Source organism: Streptomyces sp. NBC_01116, from assembly GCF_041435495.1.
Lineage (GTDB): Bacteria > Actinomycetota > Actinomycetes > Streptomycetales > Streptomycetaceae > Streptomyces.
In genome coordinates, this window is the sequence record NZ_CP108644.1 from 5,531,720 (window position 1) to 5,550,568 (window position 18,849).

Consider the following 18,849-nt stretch of genomic DNA (forward strand, 5'->3'; position numbering starts at 1 on the left):
TTCCGGAACGCCTGCTGAAGCGATCGGCCGGCCAGACGCAGCACGAGCGTTACGGAGCACAAGCGTTACGGACCACGCGCGTTACGGGGAACGAGACGGAGGTGACAGGCACATGGCATTCCAACTCAGCGGAGCCCAGCCCGGACTGGCGGCTGAACTGACCCGCGCCCACACCGGCACCCCGGCCCGCCCGGCGTTCGCCATCCAGGTCAACGCCCTCCAGGCGATGTGCCGCCAAGTCTTCGGCTTCCGCCTGGCGATGATCGCGATAGCGACCCCGTACGCCATCGACCGCACCGCTCCCGGCCTGCCCACGTGGCTCATCGGCTCGGCGATCCTGGTCACCTTCATGGGCTCGTACCTGCTGTTCCGGGACTGGGAGCGCTTCGGCCCGGTGCTCCTGCGCCACCCCTGGCTCCTGGCCGTCGACGTGTTCTTCGGAGGGCTGCTGCTGATCACGGCGACCCCCGAGTCCACCCTCGCGTACGTCACCGTCTGTACCCCGCTGCTGGCGGGCCTGATCCAGGGCTGGCGCGGCGCCGCGGTCTTCGCGGCGCTCCAGGTGGTCATCGTCTTCGGCGTGTACGCGAGCGTCCCGAAGCTCGAACCGGGCGGGGCGCCGGCCCTGCTCCTGCCCGGATTCTGCGTGATCGCCGGAGCGGTCGGGGTCACCCTGCGCAACCTCCTCCTGCGCTTCGGGACGGCCACCCAGGCGCTCGCCGAGACCCGGGCGCGGCTGGCGGTGAACGAGGCGGTGGAGGGCGAGCGCACCCGCCTGGCACGGGAGATGCACGACTCGGTCGCCAAGACCCTGCACGGCCTGGCGCTGGCCGCCGACGGACTGGCGGGCTCCGCCGACCGCATGGACCCGCCCACCGTGAAACTCCAGGCGGAGCTGGTCGCCCGCGCCGCCCGCCGGGCCGCCGCCGAATCCCGGGAACTGCTCACCGACCTGCGGCGGGAACAGGGCCTGGAGGGCGGCGTCGACCTGCTCGCGGAACTCGCCGCCCACGCCGCGGACTTCACCGACCGCCACCCGGTCGCGGCCACCTTCCGCCGTCTCGCCGAGGGGACACCGGTACCGCCCGTGCCGCAGGCGGTCGCCCGGCAGCTCCTCACCGTCGCCTCCGAGGCCCTGGAGAACGCCCACCGCCACGCCGGTCCCTCGTACCTGATCGTCCTCGCGGGCGTGCAGGGCGACATGCTCCGCATCAGCGTGTACGACGACGGGCGCGGCCTGCCCGCCGGAACAACGCTCGACACCCTCCGCCGGGCCGGCCACTTCGGACTCGTCGGCATGGTCGAGCGGGCCGCCTCCATCGGGGCCCGCATCCGGATCGGCCGGGGAAACGCGAAGAAGGGCACGGAGGTGCGTGTGGAGCTGCCCCTGGCGGCGCTGACGAGCCCGGGAGCAGGGGAGCGCACCCCGTCGCCCTCCCCGCCCACCGCCGCGTCACCGTTCGCGCCGCAGGCCTCACCGCCGCTCTCATCACCGCTCTCGCCGGCGCTCGCACCCGAGAACGTCACGACCCCCCACCCATGACCCCGACCCTGAGAGGAGGTCGCAGCATGCCGGACGATGTCTCCCCCGCGCCGAACCGCAACGGGGCGCCGGCTCACCACCACGCCCCCCAGCACACGTCGTCGCACATCCCGCTCGCCCAGGCCCCCGGTCCCGCCGGCCGGCCCGGACACCAGCACACTGCGATCCAGCACCCGGCCGCGCCGACTTCGGCCCCCGCGTTGGGAGGGCCCACCGCGTCCCCCTTCCCACCGGCCCCCGCGGCTCCCGAATCCGCCCGGCTCCGGGTGGTGGTCGCGGACGACAACCCGGTGGTCCGGGCGGGCCTGGGCGTCCTGCTCTCGGGCCGGGCCGACATCCAGGTCGTGGCGGAGGCGGCGGACGGCCGCGAGGCCTACGAGAAGACGATCCAGCACCGCCCCGACGTGGTCCTGCTCGACGTCCGGATGCCCGGCGTGGACGGCATCTCGGCCCTGCCCCACCTGGTCGGCATCGCGCCCGTGCTGATGCTGACGTACAGCCGCGAGAGCGAGATCGTCCACGAGGCGCTGCGCCTGGGCGCGGGCGGCTACCTGGTGCACGGCGAGTTCACGGCGGACCAACTGGTCCGGGCGGTACGCGACACGAAGGACGGCCGCGCGAACTTCACGGCCACAGCGGCCGACGCCCTGCTGGCCCACATGCGCCGGGGGTCGGCTCCGCCCCGCGGCCCGCTGCCCGAAGGGCTCGGATCGGCGCTGACGGCAGCGCCCGTACCCGTGCACGCTCCGCCACGCCCCCACGAAACTTCGGAAAGTCTTTCGCAACTGCAACCTTCTGTGGGACAGTCATCTCTGTCCGGGGTGTCGGATTCTGGCCCCAACAGGCAGCAGTACAAGCTGAGTTCGCGGGAGGTGGAGGTCATGGACCTGATTGCGTCCGGAATGAGTAATCAGCAGATCGCCGCCACCTGCTTCATCAGTGAGAAGACGGTCAAGAACCACATCAACCGCATCTTCACGAAGCTTCACAGCGCCAGCCGCAGCGAGGCGATCGCCCACTGGCTCGGCACCGCGCCCCGGAACCCCGGGCGGCAGCCATGACCGAGCGATCGCGCAACAAAGATACCGGGGACGCCTTTTGGGCCCGGGAATGGGCCCACGGGCCCTCTGGGGCAGCAGCGGTTCTCCCTTATGTTTCTCACGTCGCCAACGGCACCGGCCGGGAGGAAGCCGGTACCGAGGGCGGCACAACAGGAACGTGTGCGTCGGCCGGCAACCGGTCGGCCGAACCCGGAGGGGAACACCATGTCGAACATCACCCTGAAGACCGCCGTCCGCGTCAACGGCTGGGCCAACACCGCCGTCAGCAGCATCCAGAAGCGCTACGCGGCGAAGGACCGGGGACAGACGGCGTTCGAGTACCTGGGCATCATTCTGGTGGTCGTGGCGATCATCGGTGCGATCGCGGCCGCCGGGATCGGCGGGAACATCTCGCAGCGCATCGACGGACTGGTGACCGCCATCACCTCTGGCTGATGCGTACACGTCCACGCGGCGACGCAGGGCAGGCCTTCCCCATCTACATCATGATGGTGGCGGGCCTGCTCTTCCTTGCGTTGGCCTTCTTCGCTGTCGGCAAGGCCTCTGCCTTGCGCAATGATTCCCAGGGCGCGGCGGACGCCGCTGTGCTGGCCGCCGCGCAGAAGGCACGCGCCGACTTCGGGCCCGGATTCCTCGGCTCGCTGCCCGGCAACGTGCTGGACGCCTTCCTCATCGCGCCCTTCGCCCCGCCCTGCGCCGAGGCGCAGAGGCTTGCCGAGGCCAACGACGCGAGGAGTGAGCTCTGCTATCCGACCTCCGGATACCTGCGCGACACGATCACGGTCGAGGTCGAGGGGCACGAAGCGGTGGACTCGCCGGTGATCCCAGGTTCACAGAGCAAGAAGGCCAAGGCCAAGGCCACCGCACTCATCGAGTTCCGCTGCCCCAATCCGACGGTCGTCGACGCCAACAGTGACGGCTCCCCGGAGGCGTTCATCTTCACGTGCCTGAGCGGCGATGTCATCACGATCGCGACGTCCGAGATCGGGCGGCCCGGTCTGTGGGAGAGCGTGAGCAGAACTCTCTTTGACGTGCGGCTGGTTGACCAGTGACAGCGAAGCGAACGACGAGTAGAGGAATCGGACCATGAGTATGCGGCGGACCACGACGACCAGAAGGGCGATGGCGGCTGTCTCGGTGACGGCTGCTCTGGCCCTCGCGCTCGCCGGCTGTGGCGACGACGGAGGCGAGGAGCCCGGCAACGAGGGTTCCAGCGCGCCGTCCGCCCCGGCCAGCCCCTCCGCGGAGGACAAGGGCGAGACGCAGCAGGAGGACACGGCTGCGGGGGAGAACCTGGATCCGGACGTGAAGCTCGCGGAGGCACGGGGCATGGGCGGGCTTGTGCTGGTGATCAACGAGGTCAAGCGTGACTCGGGCGGGTTCCTCACCGTTCAGGGCGAAGTCACCAATGAGGGGGACCAGGCGCGGATCACCACGGCGTGGTCCGGGTCCGAGGTGAACATCGTGAACAAGAACCCCAACTCGGTCGCCGGCGCGACGCTCGTGGACAAGGTGGGAAAGAAGCGCTACTACGTCCTCCGGGACACGGACTCCCGCTGCCTCTGCACCACGGCGATCTCCTCCCTCGCCCCGGGTAAGTCCGCGCCGGTCTTCATGCAGTTCCCCGCCCCGCCGCAGGGCACGACCGAGGTCGACTTCACTCTCCCGACGTTCGCCACCACCTCGCTGAAGATTTCTGGGTGAGTGCGGCCATGAAGACCACCAAGCGCCCCCGGGCACCCCGCCACGTGGGCCAGGCCGTCGCGGTCGCCGTGCTCATCGCCGGTACCACGCTGCTCGGAGCCTCACCCTCGTACGCCGACGACGGGCCGAGCGTCCCGCCCGGTACGGAGGCGACGTCGGAGCCGCCCGTTCCCGTCGACCCGAACGACCCGGACCTGAAGATGCCGGAGGGCGGCACCCTCGCCCCCGGCCGGGTCCTCGACATCGTCCAGGTGGTGGAGGACCTCGGCGGCGAGGAACGCCGCGAGGACAGCAACGCCGACATCAAGTTCGCGCTCCAGGCAGAGGTCCTCTTCGGCAAGGACAGCGCGAAGCTCAGCTCGGCCGCCAACGCCCGCATCGCCGCGATCGCCGACGAGATCGAGAAGCAGAACGCGACCAAGGTCCGCGTTTTCGGCTTCACCGACAACCTCGGCTCCTCGGCCCACGGCGACGTGCTGTCCAAGCAGCGTGCCGACGCCGTGCACGGGGTCCTGTCGAAGGAGCTCGGCGCGACGATCACGTACGAGATCCGGGGCTATGGCGAGCAGTACCCGATCGCCAGCAACAGCAACGAAGAGGGCCGCAAGAAGAACCGTCGCGTGGAGGTCTCCTTCCCGCGCGGAGAGGGGTCCTGACCGCTCCCTCTCCAGGTCCACGTGACGCGCTCACGGGACTCACGGGTCAGCGCACCCGCACCCGCACCCGCACCCGCCATCGCTCTCCCACTGATGGCGGGTGCGGGCGTGTGTGCACCGGGCGAGACGCGGCTCGGGGTTGAGGAGGGCCATGTCCGCGGCGGAGGGCCGCGCCGCCGGTTCCAGGCACCCGTCCGGTCACTCAACTGTGCCCCTCAGTACCTGGATCCGGAGCCGCTCCCCGTATATCCAGGAGGAGTCACACGCTCAGCAGGAAAGAGGTTCCCATGCGTAGCCAGGACGGTGCCGAGAAGACCGGCGCCGAGCACAGGCCGGCCCCGGCCCGCCCGCCTGCAGCCGCGGGACCGCCCCTCGCCGGGCTCCACACCATGCAGACCACGGTCGGGAACGCGGCCGTCGTCCAGATGCTGCGGGACGCCTGCCACCAGCAGACCGAACAGGGCACCGTGCAGCGCTCCGCCGTCCCGGATGTCCTGCGCGCCGCCGGTCGGCCGATGGACGACGCCACCCGCTCCGACATGGAAGCCCGGCTCGGTGCGGACTTCTCCGATGTCCGCATCCACAACGACAGCGCCGCCAAGGCCTCGGCCGCCGAGGTGGGTGCCCGTGCCTACACCTCGGGCAACCACGTCGTCATCGGTGACGGCGGAGGTGACAAGCACACCCTCGCCCACGAACTCACCCACGTCATCCAGCAGCGCCGGGGCCCCGTCGCCGGGACCGACAACGGGGCGGGTCTGAGCGTCTCCGACCCGTCCGACCGCTTCGAACGGGAAGCCGAAGCCAACGCCACCCGCGCGCTCGGTCGCCCGGCGCCGTCGACCGCGGCACACGCTCCGGGCAGCGGGGCTACCCCGCGCCCCGCATCCGGGGCGCAGGCCGCGGCTGCTCCGGTGCAGCGTACGGTGACGGCCGGGGGCCAGCAGTACAACGACGTCGCCGGCCTTCTCCAGGCAGCCGAGGCAGCCGGGTTCAACACCATCAACTTCGCTGAGGGAACCTGGCTCCGCCCCCTGCTGACGTCCATGGTCGAATCGGGCATCAACTACACGTTCTCCCAGGGGACGGCCGCCGACGCGCTGCTCTGGGTGGCGATGCAGTCGGTGGTCGAAGACCTGTACCGCCATCTGAGCCGTCACATCGACACGCCGGAACAGGAAGGGGAGGCGCCGGCACAGGAAGCGGGAGCACCCGCCGTCGGCGGACAGAACAGCTACAGCTTCACGGACAAGCTGAGAATCCTGCGCAGCGAGCAGGCCCGGTTCGCCGCCGTGGGCATCACATCCACCGGCTCCGAGCAGGCCGAGCAGCGCCGGGACTTCACCATCCTCGGCCGGACCTACAGCGTGGGGCGCCAGGGAACGAACCACTACTACGTCTTCCCGCCGGACGGCGGCATGCACACCTACGCGGGCGGCGAGGACGGGCTGCGGAAGAACACCGCCAACGCCGTCACCCAGGCCCTTCTCTACAGCTCCAACACGGAAGCGGCGCCGACCGGAGCACAGCCCAGTGTCCGGGACCTCGACGAGTTCGTGTTCGCCTTCCTGGCCGAGCCCACCAGGTGGAATCCCGAACACATCTTCAACGTTCTGGCCCTGGAGCGGGAACCGAAGCCGACCCTCCCGGGCGGCAGTCCCAGGATCACCGGGGGCGCGGCCACCGTCCCCCTGCCGATGGCCGCGGGAGGAACGTTCAACCCCGACACCGGCCCCGGCAACCTCGGCGTGCTGGCGGACCGGGTCCCCGACCGGGCGATCACCCTCACGCGGAGGCTCGGGCTGAGCGGGGGACTGACGAAGCTTCTGGGAAGGCCCAACATCACCCGCGAGGATCTCACCAGATTCATGGGCCAGGGCCTGGGCATCCTTGAGTGACCCGGCAAAGGGAACAAGGATGCTGGAAAGACCTGAAAGGGCACGAAAAGAAACGAATGGGTGCCCTGGCCGACCACGGCCTGATTCACCAGCCCGGGCTCCGGCCCGCGAGGCCGGGGGCGACCGCCGGGGCAAAGAACCGGCCACATGCTCTCCGGGCCCGTCACCCGAACGGCGGACCGTCGTTGGTGTTGTGGGCCGGAATCCGGACAGCCCGGCGCAGGAGACCATGACGCGCCGCGCGCCGAGGACACATTCATCAGGTGGGGTGCCGAGGTGCACGTACGAACTGGCGTCGAGGAGGGTGTGATGGGTGTGGAGGCCCACGCGACGAACGAACGGGTGACGGGCCGCACGTGGACGGTGCGGCTCGACCCCGTCGGGCGCGGCCGTGCGGACGTACGCGTCTCGTGCAGCCGCCCGGCCTGCGCCGCACAGGTGCTGCCCTCCGCGGCCGTCGGCCGGACCGCGGCGGTCGAGCATCTCAAGGCCCACCTCCGCGCGGGCCCGGCCCCCCGCCCCTCGGCGTACTGCGCCTGCCGGGCCGCGGAATGCCACACCCACATCCGCCCCGCCGGACCCCGTGAGCGCCCCGTGCCCTGGAGGTGCGGGGGCGCGATCGTCCTGGCCGTCGTCACGGACCGGGAAGGGCGCTGGTGGCAGGTGATGGAGTGCTGCTCGCGCTGCGCGGCCGGCCACCCCACCGCGAAGGTCGTCGCCACCGCCCCGGCCCCCGACAGGGCGGCTCCGGCCGACGGTTTCCGCGCCCCGGCGGCCCCCGCCCCGACCGTGTCGGCCGTCGGGCCCCACTTCTCGCACAGCGCTTCCGGGACCACAGCCCCGCCCGAGGTGCCGGCGCCCCGGGCCGCGAGGCCGGCGCGGAAGCGTGCCCGGCGGGGAAGGATCGCGCAGCGTTTCGTCCCGCACGACCTGCGGCCCGTCACGCTGCGGGACGAACTCGCCGAACTCGGCGAACTCTTCCGCGCCTACCAGCAGCGCGCCGAACCCGACCTCGCGGTGCTCGCCGAGCTGCACACCCGTAAGGCGAAGGCCTTCAGCGCCTGGGCCGAAGTGACCGCCGACACCGGACTGCGCCTCGACGCCCAGCGGGCCGAACAGGCCGCCGCCACCGCCCGTCTCCAGCATCTGAACCGCATCGGTGAGGCTCCGGAAGGCGAAGAGCCCGCTGTGGCACGGCTGCTGACCGCGCCCGCCCAGTGGGACCACGCACGGGCCGTCCTCGCCCACGTGGCCGGCCATTCGCCCCTGCCGGGGCCGGAGGCCCGCCTGCTGGTGGTCATGCTGACGCTGCGCACCGCGCAGGCCGGCGTCGGCAACCTCGTCGGGCAGGACCTCAAGGGGCTGCCCCTGCCGGATGCCGAGCACCTGGTGGGGCAACTGGTGGAGTGCGGCTGGCTGGAAATGGCCGGGACCGTCGACGAACTGATCGCCTCCCGTCCGGAGAACCCCACCCGCATCAGCGTGCCGTCCCTGACACCCGACGAGAGCGAACCGGGTCCGTTCACCTTCGGCAGGAAGATGCGACCCAAGCTCAGCGGATGGGCCCAGCGAGTCGTCGGCGAGAAGAAGCTGCGCAAGGCCAAGACCGGGGCCGACGCCCGCCTGCTCGCCCTGGCCCTGGCCACCGGCGTCACGGCCGACGGGCACCTGGGGCCCGAGGGCGAGGGCCTCGACCTGGAAGCCCTCGCCTCCTGGTGCGCCATCGACCCCGGCGACCTGCGGGAGCTGGTGGACCGGCTGACCGTGGCGGACTGGCTGACGGACGCGGCCGTCACCGACACCGCCCTCACCGGCCGGCTGTCCGAACGTGTCCTCCCTCTCAGCTGCCCGCTGGTCTGAGAGCGGAAGCGGCCAGGTCGTACGAACACCCAGCAGGGAGACCGGAGTTACCTCGGTCAGCGGTCAGCGGTCAGCGGTCAGCGGTCAGCGGTCAGCGGTCAGCGGTCAGCCGTCAGGCGTCAGCCCGTCGGTCGGCGGCGGCGCCAGTCACCGATGCCTCGAACGAGGCGTCGCCCTTGAGGTAGCGTCCCGGCGACGTGCCGACGGTTCGCCGGAACGCCGCGAGGAAGGCGCTCGGTGTCGCGTATCCCACGGTGTGCGCGACCCGCGATACGGGCTGGCCCTCGGCGAGCAGAGGAAGCGCGGCACGCAACCGCACCTGGGTGCGCCAGCGGTCGAAGTGCATGCCGGTGTCGTGGACGAACAGCCGGGTCAGGGTGCGTCGGCTCACCCCGATGGCCCGTGCGTGCGCCTCAAGACTCCGTGAGTCCGCCGGGTCGGCGAGCAGTGCGTCGGCCACGGCGCGTACGCGGTCGTCGGTGGGGTGCGGGACGTCGATGGGGGTGGCCGGCAAGGGGTGCAGCAGATCCGGGACGACCGCCTCGGCCCGTAACCGCGGGCCGTCGTCGAGGTCGGTGCGGCTGAGGTGGACGATGAGGCGGGCCAGCAGTCCGTCGACGCCGACCGGCGTGGGGTCCGCCCAGTCCAGGTCGCATCGGTCCGGTTCGAAGTAGAGGCTGCACAGCACCGCCTCGCGGGTCGCACCGGTCCGGTGGACCACCCCCGCGGGCACCCACAGCGCCCGTGTGGGTGGCAGGACCCAGGAGGAGTCGTCGACGGCGACGCCGAGCACACCGCGCCGCGCCCAGACCAACTGGTGGTGCTGCGGGTGGCTGTGCGGAATGAACCACTCCCCGTGCGCCAACGGGAAGCTCCCGACGACGATCGCGCCCACCCCGGGCGGGACGGCTCCCATCGCGTCCTCGGTCATGGGTGCAGCCTATGGCCTCATCGCGATACGACGTGGCCTGGTAGCGCATCGCGGTCGGCGCGGCCGGTGCATAGCGTCATTGGCATGCCGATCGATCACCCACCGCGCCACGGGCGCTGCCGCAGTTCACAGGGGCCGTTGCCGAGGACAGGGCGCTCAGCATGACGTCGGAACCAACCACCGCCGCCGTCCACGCCCTTGGGCGCCGGAGGCCGGCCCTGGTGGTGCTGTGCTTCGTACAGTTCATGCTCGTCCTGGACGACAACGTGGTGAGCGTGGCGCTCCCCAGCATGAGGGAGGATCTCGGCTTCGGCACCGCGGGCCTGGCCTGGGTCGTCAACGCCTACTTCCTCGCCTTCGGCGGGCTGTTGCTGCTGTTCGGCCGCATGGCCGACCTGCTGGGCCGCAGGCGCGTCTTCCTGACCGGTGTGGCGCTGTTCGGTGCGGCGAGCCTGGTCTGCGGGCTCGCGCAGGAGCCCTGGCAGCTCGTGGCCGGACGGTTCGTCCAGGGCGCGGGCGCGGCCATGGCAAGCCCGGCCGCGCTGGCACTGATCGCGCTGCTGTTCCCCGGTACCGAGGAGCGCGCCAAGGCGTTCGGCATCTGGGGCGGCATCGCGGGTCTCGGCGGCACGATGGGCCTGGTGATCTCCGGCGCGCTGACCGGTCTGGCGTCCTGGCGCTGGATCTTCCTGATCAACCTGCCGGTGGTCGTGGCGGCCGTGGTGCTGCTCCCGCGCCTGGTGCCCGAGAGCCGGGCCGGACGCGCGGTGCGCCTCGACGTACCCGGCGCGGTGCTCGGCACCGGTGCTCTGGTGGCCCTGGTCTACGGACTGCTCCGGACGGGGGAGTCGGGCTGGGGCGACACGACCGCTGCCGGGTCCCTGGTGCTGGCCGTGCTTCTGGCCGTCGCCTTCGTCGCGGTCGAGGCACGGACCGCCGAGCCGCTGGTGCCGTTGTCGTTCCTGTCCTTCCGGATCCGTGCCGTCGCCAACGGGACGACACTGCTGTTCTCCGCCGCCATGTACGCGATGGCCTTCCTGCTGATGGTGCACCTGCAGACGGTGCTGGGCTACCGCCCGCTCACCGCCGGCGTCGCCTACCTGCCCTATGGTGCGGGCATCCTCGCGGGCATGTGGCTCTCCTCCCGAGCGGTGGCCAGGCTCGGCGTGCGCCCGGCCCTCGTCCTGTCCTTCCTGATCAGCGCCGCCGGACTGCTGCTGCTGTCCGGTGTGGCGCCGAGCGACGGCTACGTCTCCGGAGTGCTGCCCGGCATGCTCGTCACGAGCCTCGGGTGCGGGCTGGCTCTGCCGGCCCTGACCGTCGCCGCGCTCACGGGCACCACCGAGGAGGACGCCGGACTCGGCTCGGCCGTCCTGAGCTCCGTTCAGCAGGTCGGCGGCGCCGTGGGGGTGGCGGTGCTGGTCGCTCTGGCTTCGCGCCGCAGCGACGCCCTGGCCGCGCGGGAGGGGCCCCTGCGCGCCGCGACGGAAGGCTTCTCCTTCGCGCTCACCGTCGCCGCGGTCCTCCTCGCCCTCGGCGCTGTCCTCATCGGCGCCCTGCTCGGGAAGAAGCACCGCGCGGAGCACGCGCTCGACGCCGCAGAAACCGTAGGAACCGCAGGAACCGCAGAAGCTCCGGCCGACCACACACATCGCACCTAGCCGCCGCTTCCCGCCTGTGCCCCTGCCGGTCTCCCTGCCGGCAGGGGCCCGCCCCTACGTGTCGGTGATCGACTACTTGACGGTGATCGACCCCACGAACGCGTCCAGGTCCTCCCCGTCGACCGCGTCCTTCACCGCGTTCAGGCGCACCACGAACGGAACGCCCTTCGCGTCCACGCCCGCGACCAGGACCCCGGTCATCGGCGTCCCCACGGTCGGGGTGCCGTCCTGGCCGTCCGCCGTGAAGTCGTAGTCGATCCGGCGGGCTTCGCGGGCCTCGCGTGCGTCGTCCGGGCCCGCGAGGCGCACATCCTCCGTCGCCCGGCGGGTGGAGTTCATGCCGATGCCGGCGCCCGCCGCCGCTGCCGCCCCGGCCGCGTCGCTCACCCCGGTGGCGAAGTCCAGCTGGACCGAGACCATGCCGGTCCGGATGCCGTCCCTCTCCTGGAGCGCCACGGCGGCGTTGCTCTTCGCCCGCTCGGCCGCGGGCTGTTCCGCGTACCCCTCGCTCTTCGGGTAGCCGACGCGCAGGCTGCCGGTCTCCAGCGTGCCCCAGCCCTCGGGCACGGAGGCCGTGTCCTGGCCGTCGCCGCATCCGGTGAGCAGGAGGGCCAGTCCCGCGACGGCCGCCGTGCCGGCCGTCACCCGCCGGGCCATGCGCTTCGTCCGCCGCCGGACCGTGTGCGTCGTCCGCAGCCGAGCCGTGCGCGTCGTGCGCTTCCTGACACCCATCGTTCGTCCCGCCTCCCTCAGTTCGCGCAGTAGCTGTACGGAAGATACGTGCGCGCGTCGCCCTGCGGGGCCCCGAGGAACCGCGCGTCCGCCAGGGTCTCCTTCTTCGCCTCCGTGGAGAGGGAGAAGCCGAGGCTCATGCCCAGCGAGATCTCGAAGCCGAACTCCTGGGCGTCGCTCTCGCCGGTGTACCGCATCGAGCTGGACAGACCATCCTCGAACATCAGCCGCTGGAAGGGGTCGTTGCCCTCCGGGCGGTTCTCCATGCCGTGGTCGCCGAAGAGGTACGCGAACGGGGCGGTGTTGTTCCCGGAACCGTCCAGCCACTGTTCGGCGATACCCCGATCGGCCTCCGTGTCCGCGTCGGCGTCCTTGCCGAAGACGATCGAGTTCGTCACCACGTCGATGCCGGTGTCGCCCGAGGAGTCCGACGCGCTTCCCTTGCCGCCGCGCTTGTCCTGGCCGCTCTCGCCGTTGTCGCCGCCGACCTCGACCTTGCCGGAGGCCGAACCGCTCTCCACCGTCTGCGTCATGTCGATGCGGACGATCTTCCCGGTCCTCTGGTCGCGGGTGACGGTGATGGCGCCCGTGCGGTTCTGCTTGCCGCCGACGGTCCCCTTGACCGGGCCCGCGTTTCCGCCGGCCCTGCCCTCCAGTTCGAGCTTGGCGGTGTACGTGTACGACTCGTTGCCGTTCACGTCGTCCCTGGTGATCGTGACCTCGGGCGAGAACTTCGCCCTGCCGCCCAGCTTCGCGCCGAGTTCGCCCTCGTCGCCGCCCTTCACGGAGAGGCCGCCGTCCGCGTAGGCGTTGAGCCCGACGGTCGAGTAGGAGATCTTCCTGTCGCCGATCTTCCGCTCGATGTCCTCCTTCTTCTCCGCCCACTTCATCGCGGAGTACCAGCCGCCGCCGTAGCCGCCGCTGTGCTTGGTGGAGGTCTCCCACATCTTCATCTCCTCGATGTCGTCCCGCATCTTCCGCGCCTCCTCCTCGCTCGCGAAGATCCAGGTGTCACCGTTGGTGATCTTGATGCCGCCGCCGATGTCGACGTCCGCCTTGCCGAGGCTCCCGAGCTTGACGCCCGGGGTGCCGGCGGTGGCCCCGGCGGACGCGGCGTCGGTGAACGTCATCGAGACGACCGTGTCCTTCCCGTCGACCGTGCCGTCGCCGTTCACGTCGGTGCTCGCCTGCGAGACCTTCTGCTGGAAGCCGTACTCCTCGCCCCACTCGAACCAGCCGATCTTCACCTTGCCGCCCGCCGTGTCCGAGATGCTGGAGATCTGGCACATCTTCGGCTCGTAGTCGGCGTCCGTCCCCGGCTTCGCCTCGGGGTCCTGGCCGTCGGCCGGGCACGAGCCGCCGCCACCCGCCAGCGAACTGATCGCGCACCGCAGGCGCTCCCCGATCTTCCCGCCGACCCCGGCCATCGCCATCGCGCCGATCAGCAGGGTGACGAGGACGACGAGCCCCAGGTACTCCGTCGCGGTCGCGCCGCCGTCCCGCCAGTCGTACGCGTACCGGGGCGGCTCCGGGGTCCGGGTGGCGCGCTCCTCCAGGAGCCGGTCGACGGCCACCCCGGACGCCGCGCCCGCCGCCAGCGAGACGCCGGGCATGAGGACGCCCTCGATACCGACGACGTCGCCGGCGACGGCGAAGCCGTACAGGAGACCGGCCAGGGGCACGGCGAGGGCGGCGAGCAGATACAGGGTGCGGGAGGACGCGCGGTACTCGTCGGGGAGGATCCGGGCGGAGGCCAGGACGGTCAGGAGCGTCACGGTGAGAGCGGGGAGATGGAGCAGGGCCAGCCGCCACCCGAAGGTCTCCAGCCGGGCCTCGGTGCCCAGCAGGTCGACCAGGACCCGGCTCGTGACGAACCCGGCGGCGAGATAGACGAGGGCGCCCGTCACCCAGCTGCGGGTCAACGCGAAGAACCGGCCGCCCTGTTGGGCGTGGCGTGAGGCACCGGACCCCGCGATGCCGTGGTGCCCCGGCGCTGTCCGGCCCGTGTTCCGGTCTCCCCGGCCCCCGCCACCGTTCACGGTGCACCTCTCCTCGACCCCGCGCGTCCTGCCCGACGGCCGAGAGCGTACGGCCGAAAAGCTTCCCCGGCCCGGGCCCACGGCCCCCATTGCGGGCCCAAGTGCCGTTTAAGGCAGTCGTGTTGCGTCGAGGCGCGGCTGCCGTTCCGCTTGGGGCCGCCCGTGGGCCCGTGGGCCCACGCCGCCCCGGCCGCGGCTCAGTACGCTCGGATGTGCCGGTGGTCGCCGACCACGACGCCGCGACGAACACGACGGGGGTGGGGGCGTCGATGGATGCCGGATTCTTCTACTCGTACCACCTGGGCTGGACCCGCCTGGACGCCCGGACCCTGCTGGGCGACCTGGAGGCCGAAGGGCTCCGCCCGGCGCACCCGGTGACCGGCCGCACGGTGCTCGTCAGTCTCGACACCGCCTCCCTGGGCGCCCGTTCGCCCGTCACCCGCGATCAGTTGCTGTCCATCGCCGGCCTCCAGCGGCTCCGCGAGGTCGGATTCCGGTTGTGGACCGACGGGGGCCTCGACCTCCTGGTGCGTATCCGGCAGGCCCGGGCCGGCGTCGTCGCCGTGGAGTTCTCCGTGGGGGAGCTGCCCGAGCCGGAGCGGGAACACGCGGTGAGCGCCATCCGGCGGACCGTCGGACGGGCCTCCGTGCTCTGCATCGGCTTCGTCGTCGACCGGAGCGGCGCGACGGCGGCCACCGACTGGGACGGCGTCGTCATCGAGGGCGACGCGCACCTCCACTCCTGGCCGGACACCGTCGCCGTACGGGACGAGACGGCCGCCCGCCACCCGCAGCTGGCCGTCATGGACGGGGTGGAGATGTCGCCGTGGAAGGTGTACGGGAACGAGGTGCTCGGCGTCTGAGCCGGGCAGCCGCGAACCCGCCGGCAGCCGCTGGACCGTCCCCGGGCAGCCGCTGGACCGTCTCCAGGCAGTCCCTGGACCGTCCCCGTGCACCCCTCCGGCGGTCCCCGGGCAGTCCCCGCGCCCCGGCCCCGGTGCGGATCGAGGGCCGCAGCCGACGTCATAATCGGCCGTATGCCCGATCACCAGCTCCGCACCCGGCCGCCCGCCGGCCCGGCCCCGGGCCCCCGCACCGCCGGGTCCCGGGCCGCCGCCGCGTTCCGGGCCGCCGCGCCCGCGCTCGCGGTCTACGCCGGCGTCCGGGCCCTGGGGCTCCTGGCCTTCTGGGCAGCCGCGTCCGCCGCCGGGAAGGACCCGCTGGGGCCGCTCAGCGGACGCTGGGACTCCGTCTGGTACCAGCGCATCGCCGAGAACGGCTACCGCTACACCGTCACCCTCCCGGACGGCTCGGTCCACTCCGACCTGGCGTTCTTCCCCCTGCTCCCGGCCCTGGAACGCTCCCTCTCCGAGGTGACCCCGCTCACCCTCGGCGACGCCGGACTCCTGGTCGCCTGGACGGCCGGGCTGCTCGCCGCCTGGGGCATCTACGCCATCGGCGCCCACCTGCGCGGACGGCGCACGGGCGTGGTGCTGGCCGCGCTGTGGGGGGTGTACCCGACGGCGTTCGTCCAGTCGATGGCGTACACCGAGACCCTGTTCACCGCGCTCGCCGCCTGGGCGCTGTACGCCGTTCTCCGGGGCCGCTGGATCGTGGCGGGCGCGCTCTGCGTCCTGGCGGGGCTCACCAGGCCCACGGCGGCGGCGCTCATCGCCGCGCTCGCGATCACGGCGGCCGTCACCCTCGTGCGGGAGTACCGCGACGAGCGCCGCGCCGGGCCGGTGCTGCGCCGCAACGCCCGGACGATCGCCGGCGTGGCGCTCGCACCGCTGGGCTGGCTGGCGTACGTGGTGTTCGTGGCCGTCCGCGAGGGCAGCCCGTTCGCCTACTTCGACGTCCAGGCGCAGTGGGGCAACAACATCGACGGCGGCCGCGCGCTCGCCGCCTTCATCGCCGGGCTGCCCTGGCCCGCGGCCCTCGGCCTGTGCGCGGCGCTCGGGCTGCTGGGGTGGCTGGTGGTGCTGTGCGTACGGCAGCGGCAGCCGCTCCCCGTGCTCGTCTACGCCCTCACGATCGTCGTCATCTCACTGATCGGCGCCGGCTACTTCGGCTCCCGGCCGCGCCTGATGATGCCCGCGTTCCCGCTGCTGCTCCCGCCAGCCGTCGCCCTGCTGCGGCTGCGCACGACCGGGCGTACGGCCGCCGCCCTCGCCGTCCTGGCCTGCGCGTCCGCCGCCTACGGGGCCTGGACCCTGCTGGGCTCGGGCCCGCCGTAGCCCAGCCCGCCCGGACGCCGCGACCCCGGAGGCCCCGAACGCCGCGGCCCGGGAGCCCCGGCAGCGTCGCGCCGGGTTCCCGGGCGTCGTGCCGCGTTCTCAGGCTCCGGAACCTGACGTCCCCGACGCCTCGGGGGCGCCGGACGCACCCGGCGTCCCGGAGGCGGGGCCCGTCGTCCTCAACTCCACCCGCACGCCCGGCCGCACCCCCCACCGCTCCATCGCCCCGGCCTCCGCCTCCACCACGTGCCGGGCGCGCAGCCGGGGCAGGCCGAGCCGGCCGGGCTTCATCGTGCGGACGGCCAGGACCGTGAACTTCCGGTCCAGGTACGCCACATCGATGGGGAACCGCATCCGGAAGGTGTGCACGCTCCCGCACGGGGTGAGCATCATCGCCCCCTCGATCCCGTCCCGCCCCAGCAGCCCCTTGGTACGGGCCCGGTACGAGGCCGCTATCCGCAGCGGCACCTCCCGGGCCCCGGAGTCCGTGCCGACCGTGAGCGTCCCGTCGCCATCGCGCCATGTCCTCATGGGCACCGACCGTAGCCCCCGGCGGACCCGCCCGGGTCGGATACGGCCGCGCTTGGGTCCCCGGGCCCAAGACCCTTGTTCCCGACGCCCATTAGGGTCGTCCCGTGGACGTCGTGCTGCTCGCCCTCGCCGCGGTCTGGGGTGCCGTCACCGGACTCCTGATCCCGCGTGCCGCCTACCGGTTCGCCGTCGAGCCCGAGGAGCCCTGGCGCACGACGTGCCCCGCGGGGCATCCGCTCACCGGCCCGGCCCGCGGCTGGCTCGGCCCGGCCCGGTGCGCGCCCTGCGCCACCGCCCCGGGACCACCGGCCGTGCCCGGGACCGGCACCACCACCGCCGACACCGCCACCACGACCGACACCTCCTCCACCACCTCCACCGCCGACGCGGGCCACGACACCGGAACTCCGGCAGCTCCTGCGACTCCGGCCCCCGGTCCGTCCGCCTACGCCCCCGGCGTCCTCGCGCCCCTCGTCACCGTGGTCGCCTGCGTCGTGCTCGCCGCCGCCACCGGGGCCAGGCCCGAGCTGATCGGGTGGCTGGCGCTGACCCCCGTCGCCGTGCTCCTCGCCGTCGTCGACCGGCGGGTGCACCGGCTGCCCGACCCGCTGACCCTGCCCCTGGCGGCCGCGGCCGTCCTGCTGCTCGGCGGGGCCGCGCTGCTTCCCGGGCACGCCGGATCCTGGACCTCCGGCCTGCTGGGCGGCCTGGCCCTCGGCGGCTTCTACTTCCTGCTCTTCCTGATCAACCCGAACGGCATGGGCTTCGGCGACGTGAAGCTCGCCCTCGCCCTGGGCGTGGCGCTCGGCTGGTACGGCTGGACCGTGCTGTTCGTGGGCGGGTTCGCCGGATTCCTGTTCGGGGCGGCATACGGGCTCGGTCTGGTGGTCCTGCGCCGGGCGGGGCGCAGGACCGGCATCCCGTTCGGGCCGTTCATGATCGGCGGGGCGCTGACCGGCCTGCTGCTCGGCGCCCTGGCCGGGTGACGACGACCCCGCGCGCGGAATCCGCCCGACCGTGCGCGGGCCCGCCCGCGCACGCCCGCCCGGAGCGCGCGCACGCGCGGAATCCATTCGCGCGCCCCGGGCCCCCCTGACACGATTCCCGTATGTCCGAACCATCCACACCCGCTCCCGGCCCCGCCCCCGCGCCCCTCCCCTTCGACTCCGCGGCCTCCCGCGACCGGTTCGAGGCCCTCGTCGCCGAGGCCGACGCCGTGTCCGTGGACGGGTGGGACTTCTCCTGGCTGGAGGGCCGGGCCACCGAGGAGCGCCCCTCCTGGGGGTACGCACGCGCGATGGCCGACCGGCTCGGCCGGGCCCACGCCGCGCTCGACCTCCAGACCGGGGGCGGCGAGGTCCTGGCCGCCGCGCCGAAGCTCCCGCCGGTCACCGTGGCCACGGAGGCCTGGCCGCCCAACATCGCCCGTGCCACCGCCCTGCTGCACCCGCTCGGGGCGGTCGTCGTCGCCGACGCGGACGAGCCGCCGCTGCCCTTCGGGGACGCCGCCTTCGACCTCGTGGTCAGCCGCCATCCGGTCACCACGTGGTGGGAGGAGATCGCGCGGGTGCTCGCTCCCGGCGGCACGTACTTCTCGCAGCAGGTCGGCCCGGCCAGTGTCTTCGAACTCGTCGAGTACTTCCTCGGCCCCCAGCCGCCCGAGGTCCGGCGCGGCCGCCACCCCGAGGACGCGCGGGCCGCCGCCACGGCGGCCGGTCTCGACGTGGTGGACCTGCGCTCCGAGACGCTGCGCACCGAGTTCCGCGACATCGGCGCGGTGGTCTACTTCCTGCGCAAGGTGATCTGGATGGTGCCCGGCTTCACCGTCGAGCAGTACCGGCCCCGACTGGCCGCACTGCACCGGCAGATCGAGGCGGAAGGGCCGTTCCACGCCCGCACGGCCCGCTTCCTGATCGAGGCCCGCAAGCCCCGGTGACGGCGGCCGATAGGCACGCTCCGGTCAACCGGCTTACTCCGTACGCCAGTTCAGGCTTGA

Annotated in this window: 17 protein-coding genes; 13 read left to right on the forward strand and 4 right to left on the reverse strand. The window is 72.6% G+C overall.

Annotation, left to right across the window (positions count from 1 at the left end; translation table 11 throughout):
• Positions 1–112: 112 nt before the first annotated feature.
• From OG245_RS24490 to OG245_RS24525, 8 genes are all read left to right on the forward strand, one after another.
• Positions 113–1,543 (forward strand): sensor histidine kinase, encoded by a 1,431-nt coding sequence (locus OG245_RS24490; protein ID WP_371625597.1) that lies wholly within the window; start codon positions 113–115, stop codon positions 1,541–1,543.
• Positions 1,544–1,569: 26 nt separating this feature from the next.
• A complete protein-coding gene (locus OG245_RS24495) occupies positions 1,570–2,604 on the forward strand; it encodes a response regulator (protein WP_371625598.1) in 1,035 nt (344 codons plus the stop codon).
• A 204-nt stretch (positions 2,605–2,808) separates the two neighbouring features.
• Positions 2,809–3,039, forward strand: coding sequence for a hypothetical protein (locus OG245_RS24500; RefSeq protein WP_359614897.1), 231 nt, complete (start codon positions 2,809–2,811; stop codon positions 3,037–3,039).
• Positions 3,039–3,656, forward strand: a complete 618-nt coding sequence (locus OG245_RS24505) for a pilus assembly protein TadG-related protein (RefSeq protein ID WP_371625599.1) — start codon at positions 3,039–3,041, stop codon at positions 3,654–3,656. Before OG245_RS24500 ends, OG245_RS24505 begins: the two co-directional genes overlap by 1 nt.
• Positions 3,657–3,690: 34 nt before the next feature.
• Complete coding sequence (locus OG245_RS24510) at positions 3,691–4,308, forward strand: hypothetical protein (RefSeq protein ID WP_371625600.1); 618 nt, start codon at positions 3,691–3,693, stop codon at positions 4,306–4,308.
• Positions 4,309–4,316: 8 nt separating this feature from the next.
• Complete coding sequence (locus tag OG245_RS24515) at positions 4,317–4,964, forward strand: OmpA family protein (protein ID WP_371625601.1); 648 nt, start codon at positions 4,317–4,319, stop codon at positions 4,962–4,964.
• Between the two features lie 287 nt (positions 4,965–5,251).
• The gene (locus OG245_RS24520; protein ID WP_371625602.1) at positions 5,252–6,862 is read left to right on the forward strand and encodes a DUF4157 domain-containing protein; all 1,611 of its coding nucleotides are present in this window, start codon (positions 5,252–5,254) and stop codon (positions 6,860–6,862) included.
• 309 nt (positions 6,863–7,171) lie between these two features.
• Positions 7,172–8,722: a hypothetical protein gene (locus OG245_RS24525; protein ID WP_371627981.1), complete on the forward strand. Its 1,551-nt coding sequence runs from the start codon at positions 7,172–7,174 to the stop codon at positions 8,720–8,722.
• Between the two features lie 112 nt (positions 8,723–8,834).
• Here OG245_RS24525 and OG245_RS24530 read toward each other — a convergent pair whose 3' ends face one another.
• Positions 8,835–9,653, reverse strand: coding sequence for a helix-turn-helix domain-containing protein (locus OG245_RS24530; RefSeq protein ID WP_371625603.1), 819 nt, complete (start codon positions 9,651–9,653; stop codon positions 8,835–8,837).
• A 161-nt stretch (positions 9,654–9,814) separates the two neighbouring features.
• Here OG245_RS24530 and OG245_RS24535 point away from each other — a divergent pair, with 161 nt between their 5' ends.
• Positions 9,815–11,314 (forward strand): MFS transporter, encoded by a 1,500-nt coding sequence (locus OG245_RS24535; protein ID WP_371625604.1) that lies wholly within the window; start codon positions 9,815–9,817, stop codon positions 11,312–11,314.
• A gap of 72 nt (positions 11,315–11,386) precedes the next feature.
• On the opposite strand, the gene OG245_RS24540 is transcribed toward OG245_RS24535, so the two are convergent.
• The gene (locus tag OG245_RS24540) at positions 11,387–11,971 is read right to left on the reverse strand and encodes a hypothetical protein (RefSeq protein WP_371627982.1); all 585 of its coding nucleotides are present in this window, start codon (positions 11,969–11,971) and stop codon (positions 11,387–11,389) included.
• Between the two features lie 92 nt (positions 11,972–12,063).
• A complete protein-coding gene (locus OG245_RS24545; RefSeq protein WP_371625605.1) occupies positions 12,064–14,085 on the reverse strand; it encodes a hypothetical protein in 2,022 nt (673 codons plus the stop codon).
• Between the two features lie 269 nt (positions 14,086–14,354).
• Between OG245_RS24545 and OG245_RS24550 the strand changes: the two genes are divergently transcribed.
• Entirely contained in the window at positions 14,355–14,948 is a 594-nt protein-coding gene (locus OG245_RS24550; RefSeq protein ID WP_371627983.1) for a hypothetical protein, read from the forward strand.
• Positions 14,949–15,122: 174 nt separating this feature from the next.
• On the forward strand, positions 15,123–16,322 hold the full coding sequence (locus OG245_RS24555) for a hypothetical protein (protein ID WP_371625606.1): 1,200 nt from the start codon (positions 15,123–15,125) through the stop codon (positions 16,320–16,322).
• A 99-nt stretch (positions 16,323–16,421) separates the two neighbouring features.
• Here the strand turns inward: OG245_RS24555 and OG245_RS24560 are convergent, their stop codons facing one another.
• Positions 16,422–16,853, reverse strand: coding sequence for a DUF192 domain-containing protein (locus OG245_RS24560; RefSeq protein ID WP_371625607.1), 432 nt, complete (start codon positions 16,851–16,853; stop codon positions 16,422–16,424).
• Between the two features lie 104 nt (positions 16,854–16,957).
• Here OG245_RS24560 and OG245_RS24565 point away from each other — a divergent pair, with 104 nt between their 5' ends.
• Positions 16,958–17,839, forward strand: coding sequence for a prepilin peptidase (locus tag OG245_RS24565; protein WP_371625608.1), 882 nt, complete (start codon positions 16,958–16,960; stop codon positions 17,837–17,839).
• A gap of 122 nt (positions 17,840–17,961) precedes the next feature.
• Positions 17,962–18,789: a class I SAM-dependent methyltransferase gene (locus OG245_RS24570; RefSeq protein ID WP_371625609.1), complete on the forward strand. Its 828-nt coding sequence runs from the start codon at positions 17,962–17,964 to the stop codon at positions 18,787–18,789.
• Positions 18,790–18,849: the final 60 nt, after the last annotated feature.

What these genes read in the sequence shown, in the direction of transcription:
- OG245_RS24490 (WP_371625597.1), top strand. Translation starts at nt 113, where the DNA reads ATGGCATTCCAACTCAGCGGAGCCCAGCCCGGACTGGCGGCTGAACTG.
- OG245_RS24495 (WP_371625598.1), top strand. Translation starts at nt 1,570, where the DNA reads ATGCCGGACGATGTCTCCCCCGCGCCGAACCGCAACGGGGCGCCGGCT.
- OG245_RS24500 (WP_359614897.1), top strand. Translation starts at nt 2,809, where the DNA reads ATGTCGAACATCACCCTGAAGACCGCCGTCCGCGTCAACGGCTGGGCC.
- OG245_RS24505 (WP_371625599.1), top strand. Translation starts at nt 3,039, where the DNA reads ATGCGTACACGTCCACGCGGCGACGCAGGGCAGGCCTTCCCCATCTAC.
- OG245_RS24510 (WP_371625600.1), top strand. Translation starts at nt 3,691, where the DNA reads ATGAGTATGCGGCGGACCACGACGACCAGAAGGGCGATGGCGGCTGTC.
- OG245_RS24515 (WP_371625601.1), top strand. Translation starts at nt 4,317, where the DNA reads ATGAAGACCACCAAGCGCCCCCGGGCACCCCGCCACGTGGGCCAGGCC.
- OG245_RS24520 (WP_371625602.1), top strand. Translation starts at nt 5,252, where the DNA reads ATGCGTAGCCAGGACGGTGCCGAGAAGACCGGCGCCGAGCACAGGCCG.
- OG245_RS24525 (WP_371627981.1), top strand. Translation starts at nt 7,172, where the DNA reads ATGGGTGTGGAGGCCCACGCGACGAACGAACGGGTGACGGGCCGCACG.
- OG245_RS24530 (WP_371625603.1), bottom strand. Translation starts at nt 9,653, where the DNA reads ATGACCGAGGACGCGATGGGAGCCGTCCCGCCCGGGGTGGGCGCGATC.
- OG245_RS24535 (WP_371625604.1), top strand. Translation starts at nt 9,815, where the DNA reads ATGACGTCGGAACCAACCACCGCCGCCGTCCACGCCCTTGGGCGCCGG.
- OG245_RS24540 (WP_371627982.1), bottom strand. Translation starts at nt 11,971, where the DNA reads ATGGCCCGGCGGGTGACGGCCGGCACGGCGGCCGTCGCGGGACTGGCC.
- OG245_RS24550 (WP_371627983.1), top strand. Translation starts at nt 14,355, where the DNA reads ATGGATGCCGGATTCTTCTACTCGTACCACCTGGGCTGGACCCGCCTG.
- OG245_RS24555 (WP_371625606.1), top strand. Translation starts at nt 15,123, where the DNA reads ATGCCCGATCACCAGCTCCGCACCCGGCCGCCCGCCGGCCCGGCCCCG.
- OG245_RS24560 (WP_371625607.1), bottom strand. Translation starts at nt 16,853, where the DNA reads ATGAGGACATGGCGCGATGGCGACGGGACGCTCACGGTCGGCACGGAC.
- OG245_RS24570 (WP_371625609.1), top strand. Translation starts at nt 17,962, where the DNA reads ATGTCCGAACCATCCACACCCGCTCCCGGCCCCGCCCCCGCGCCCCTC.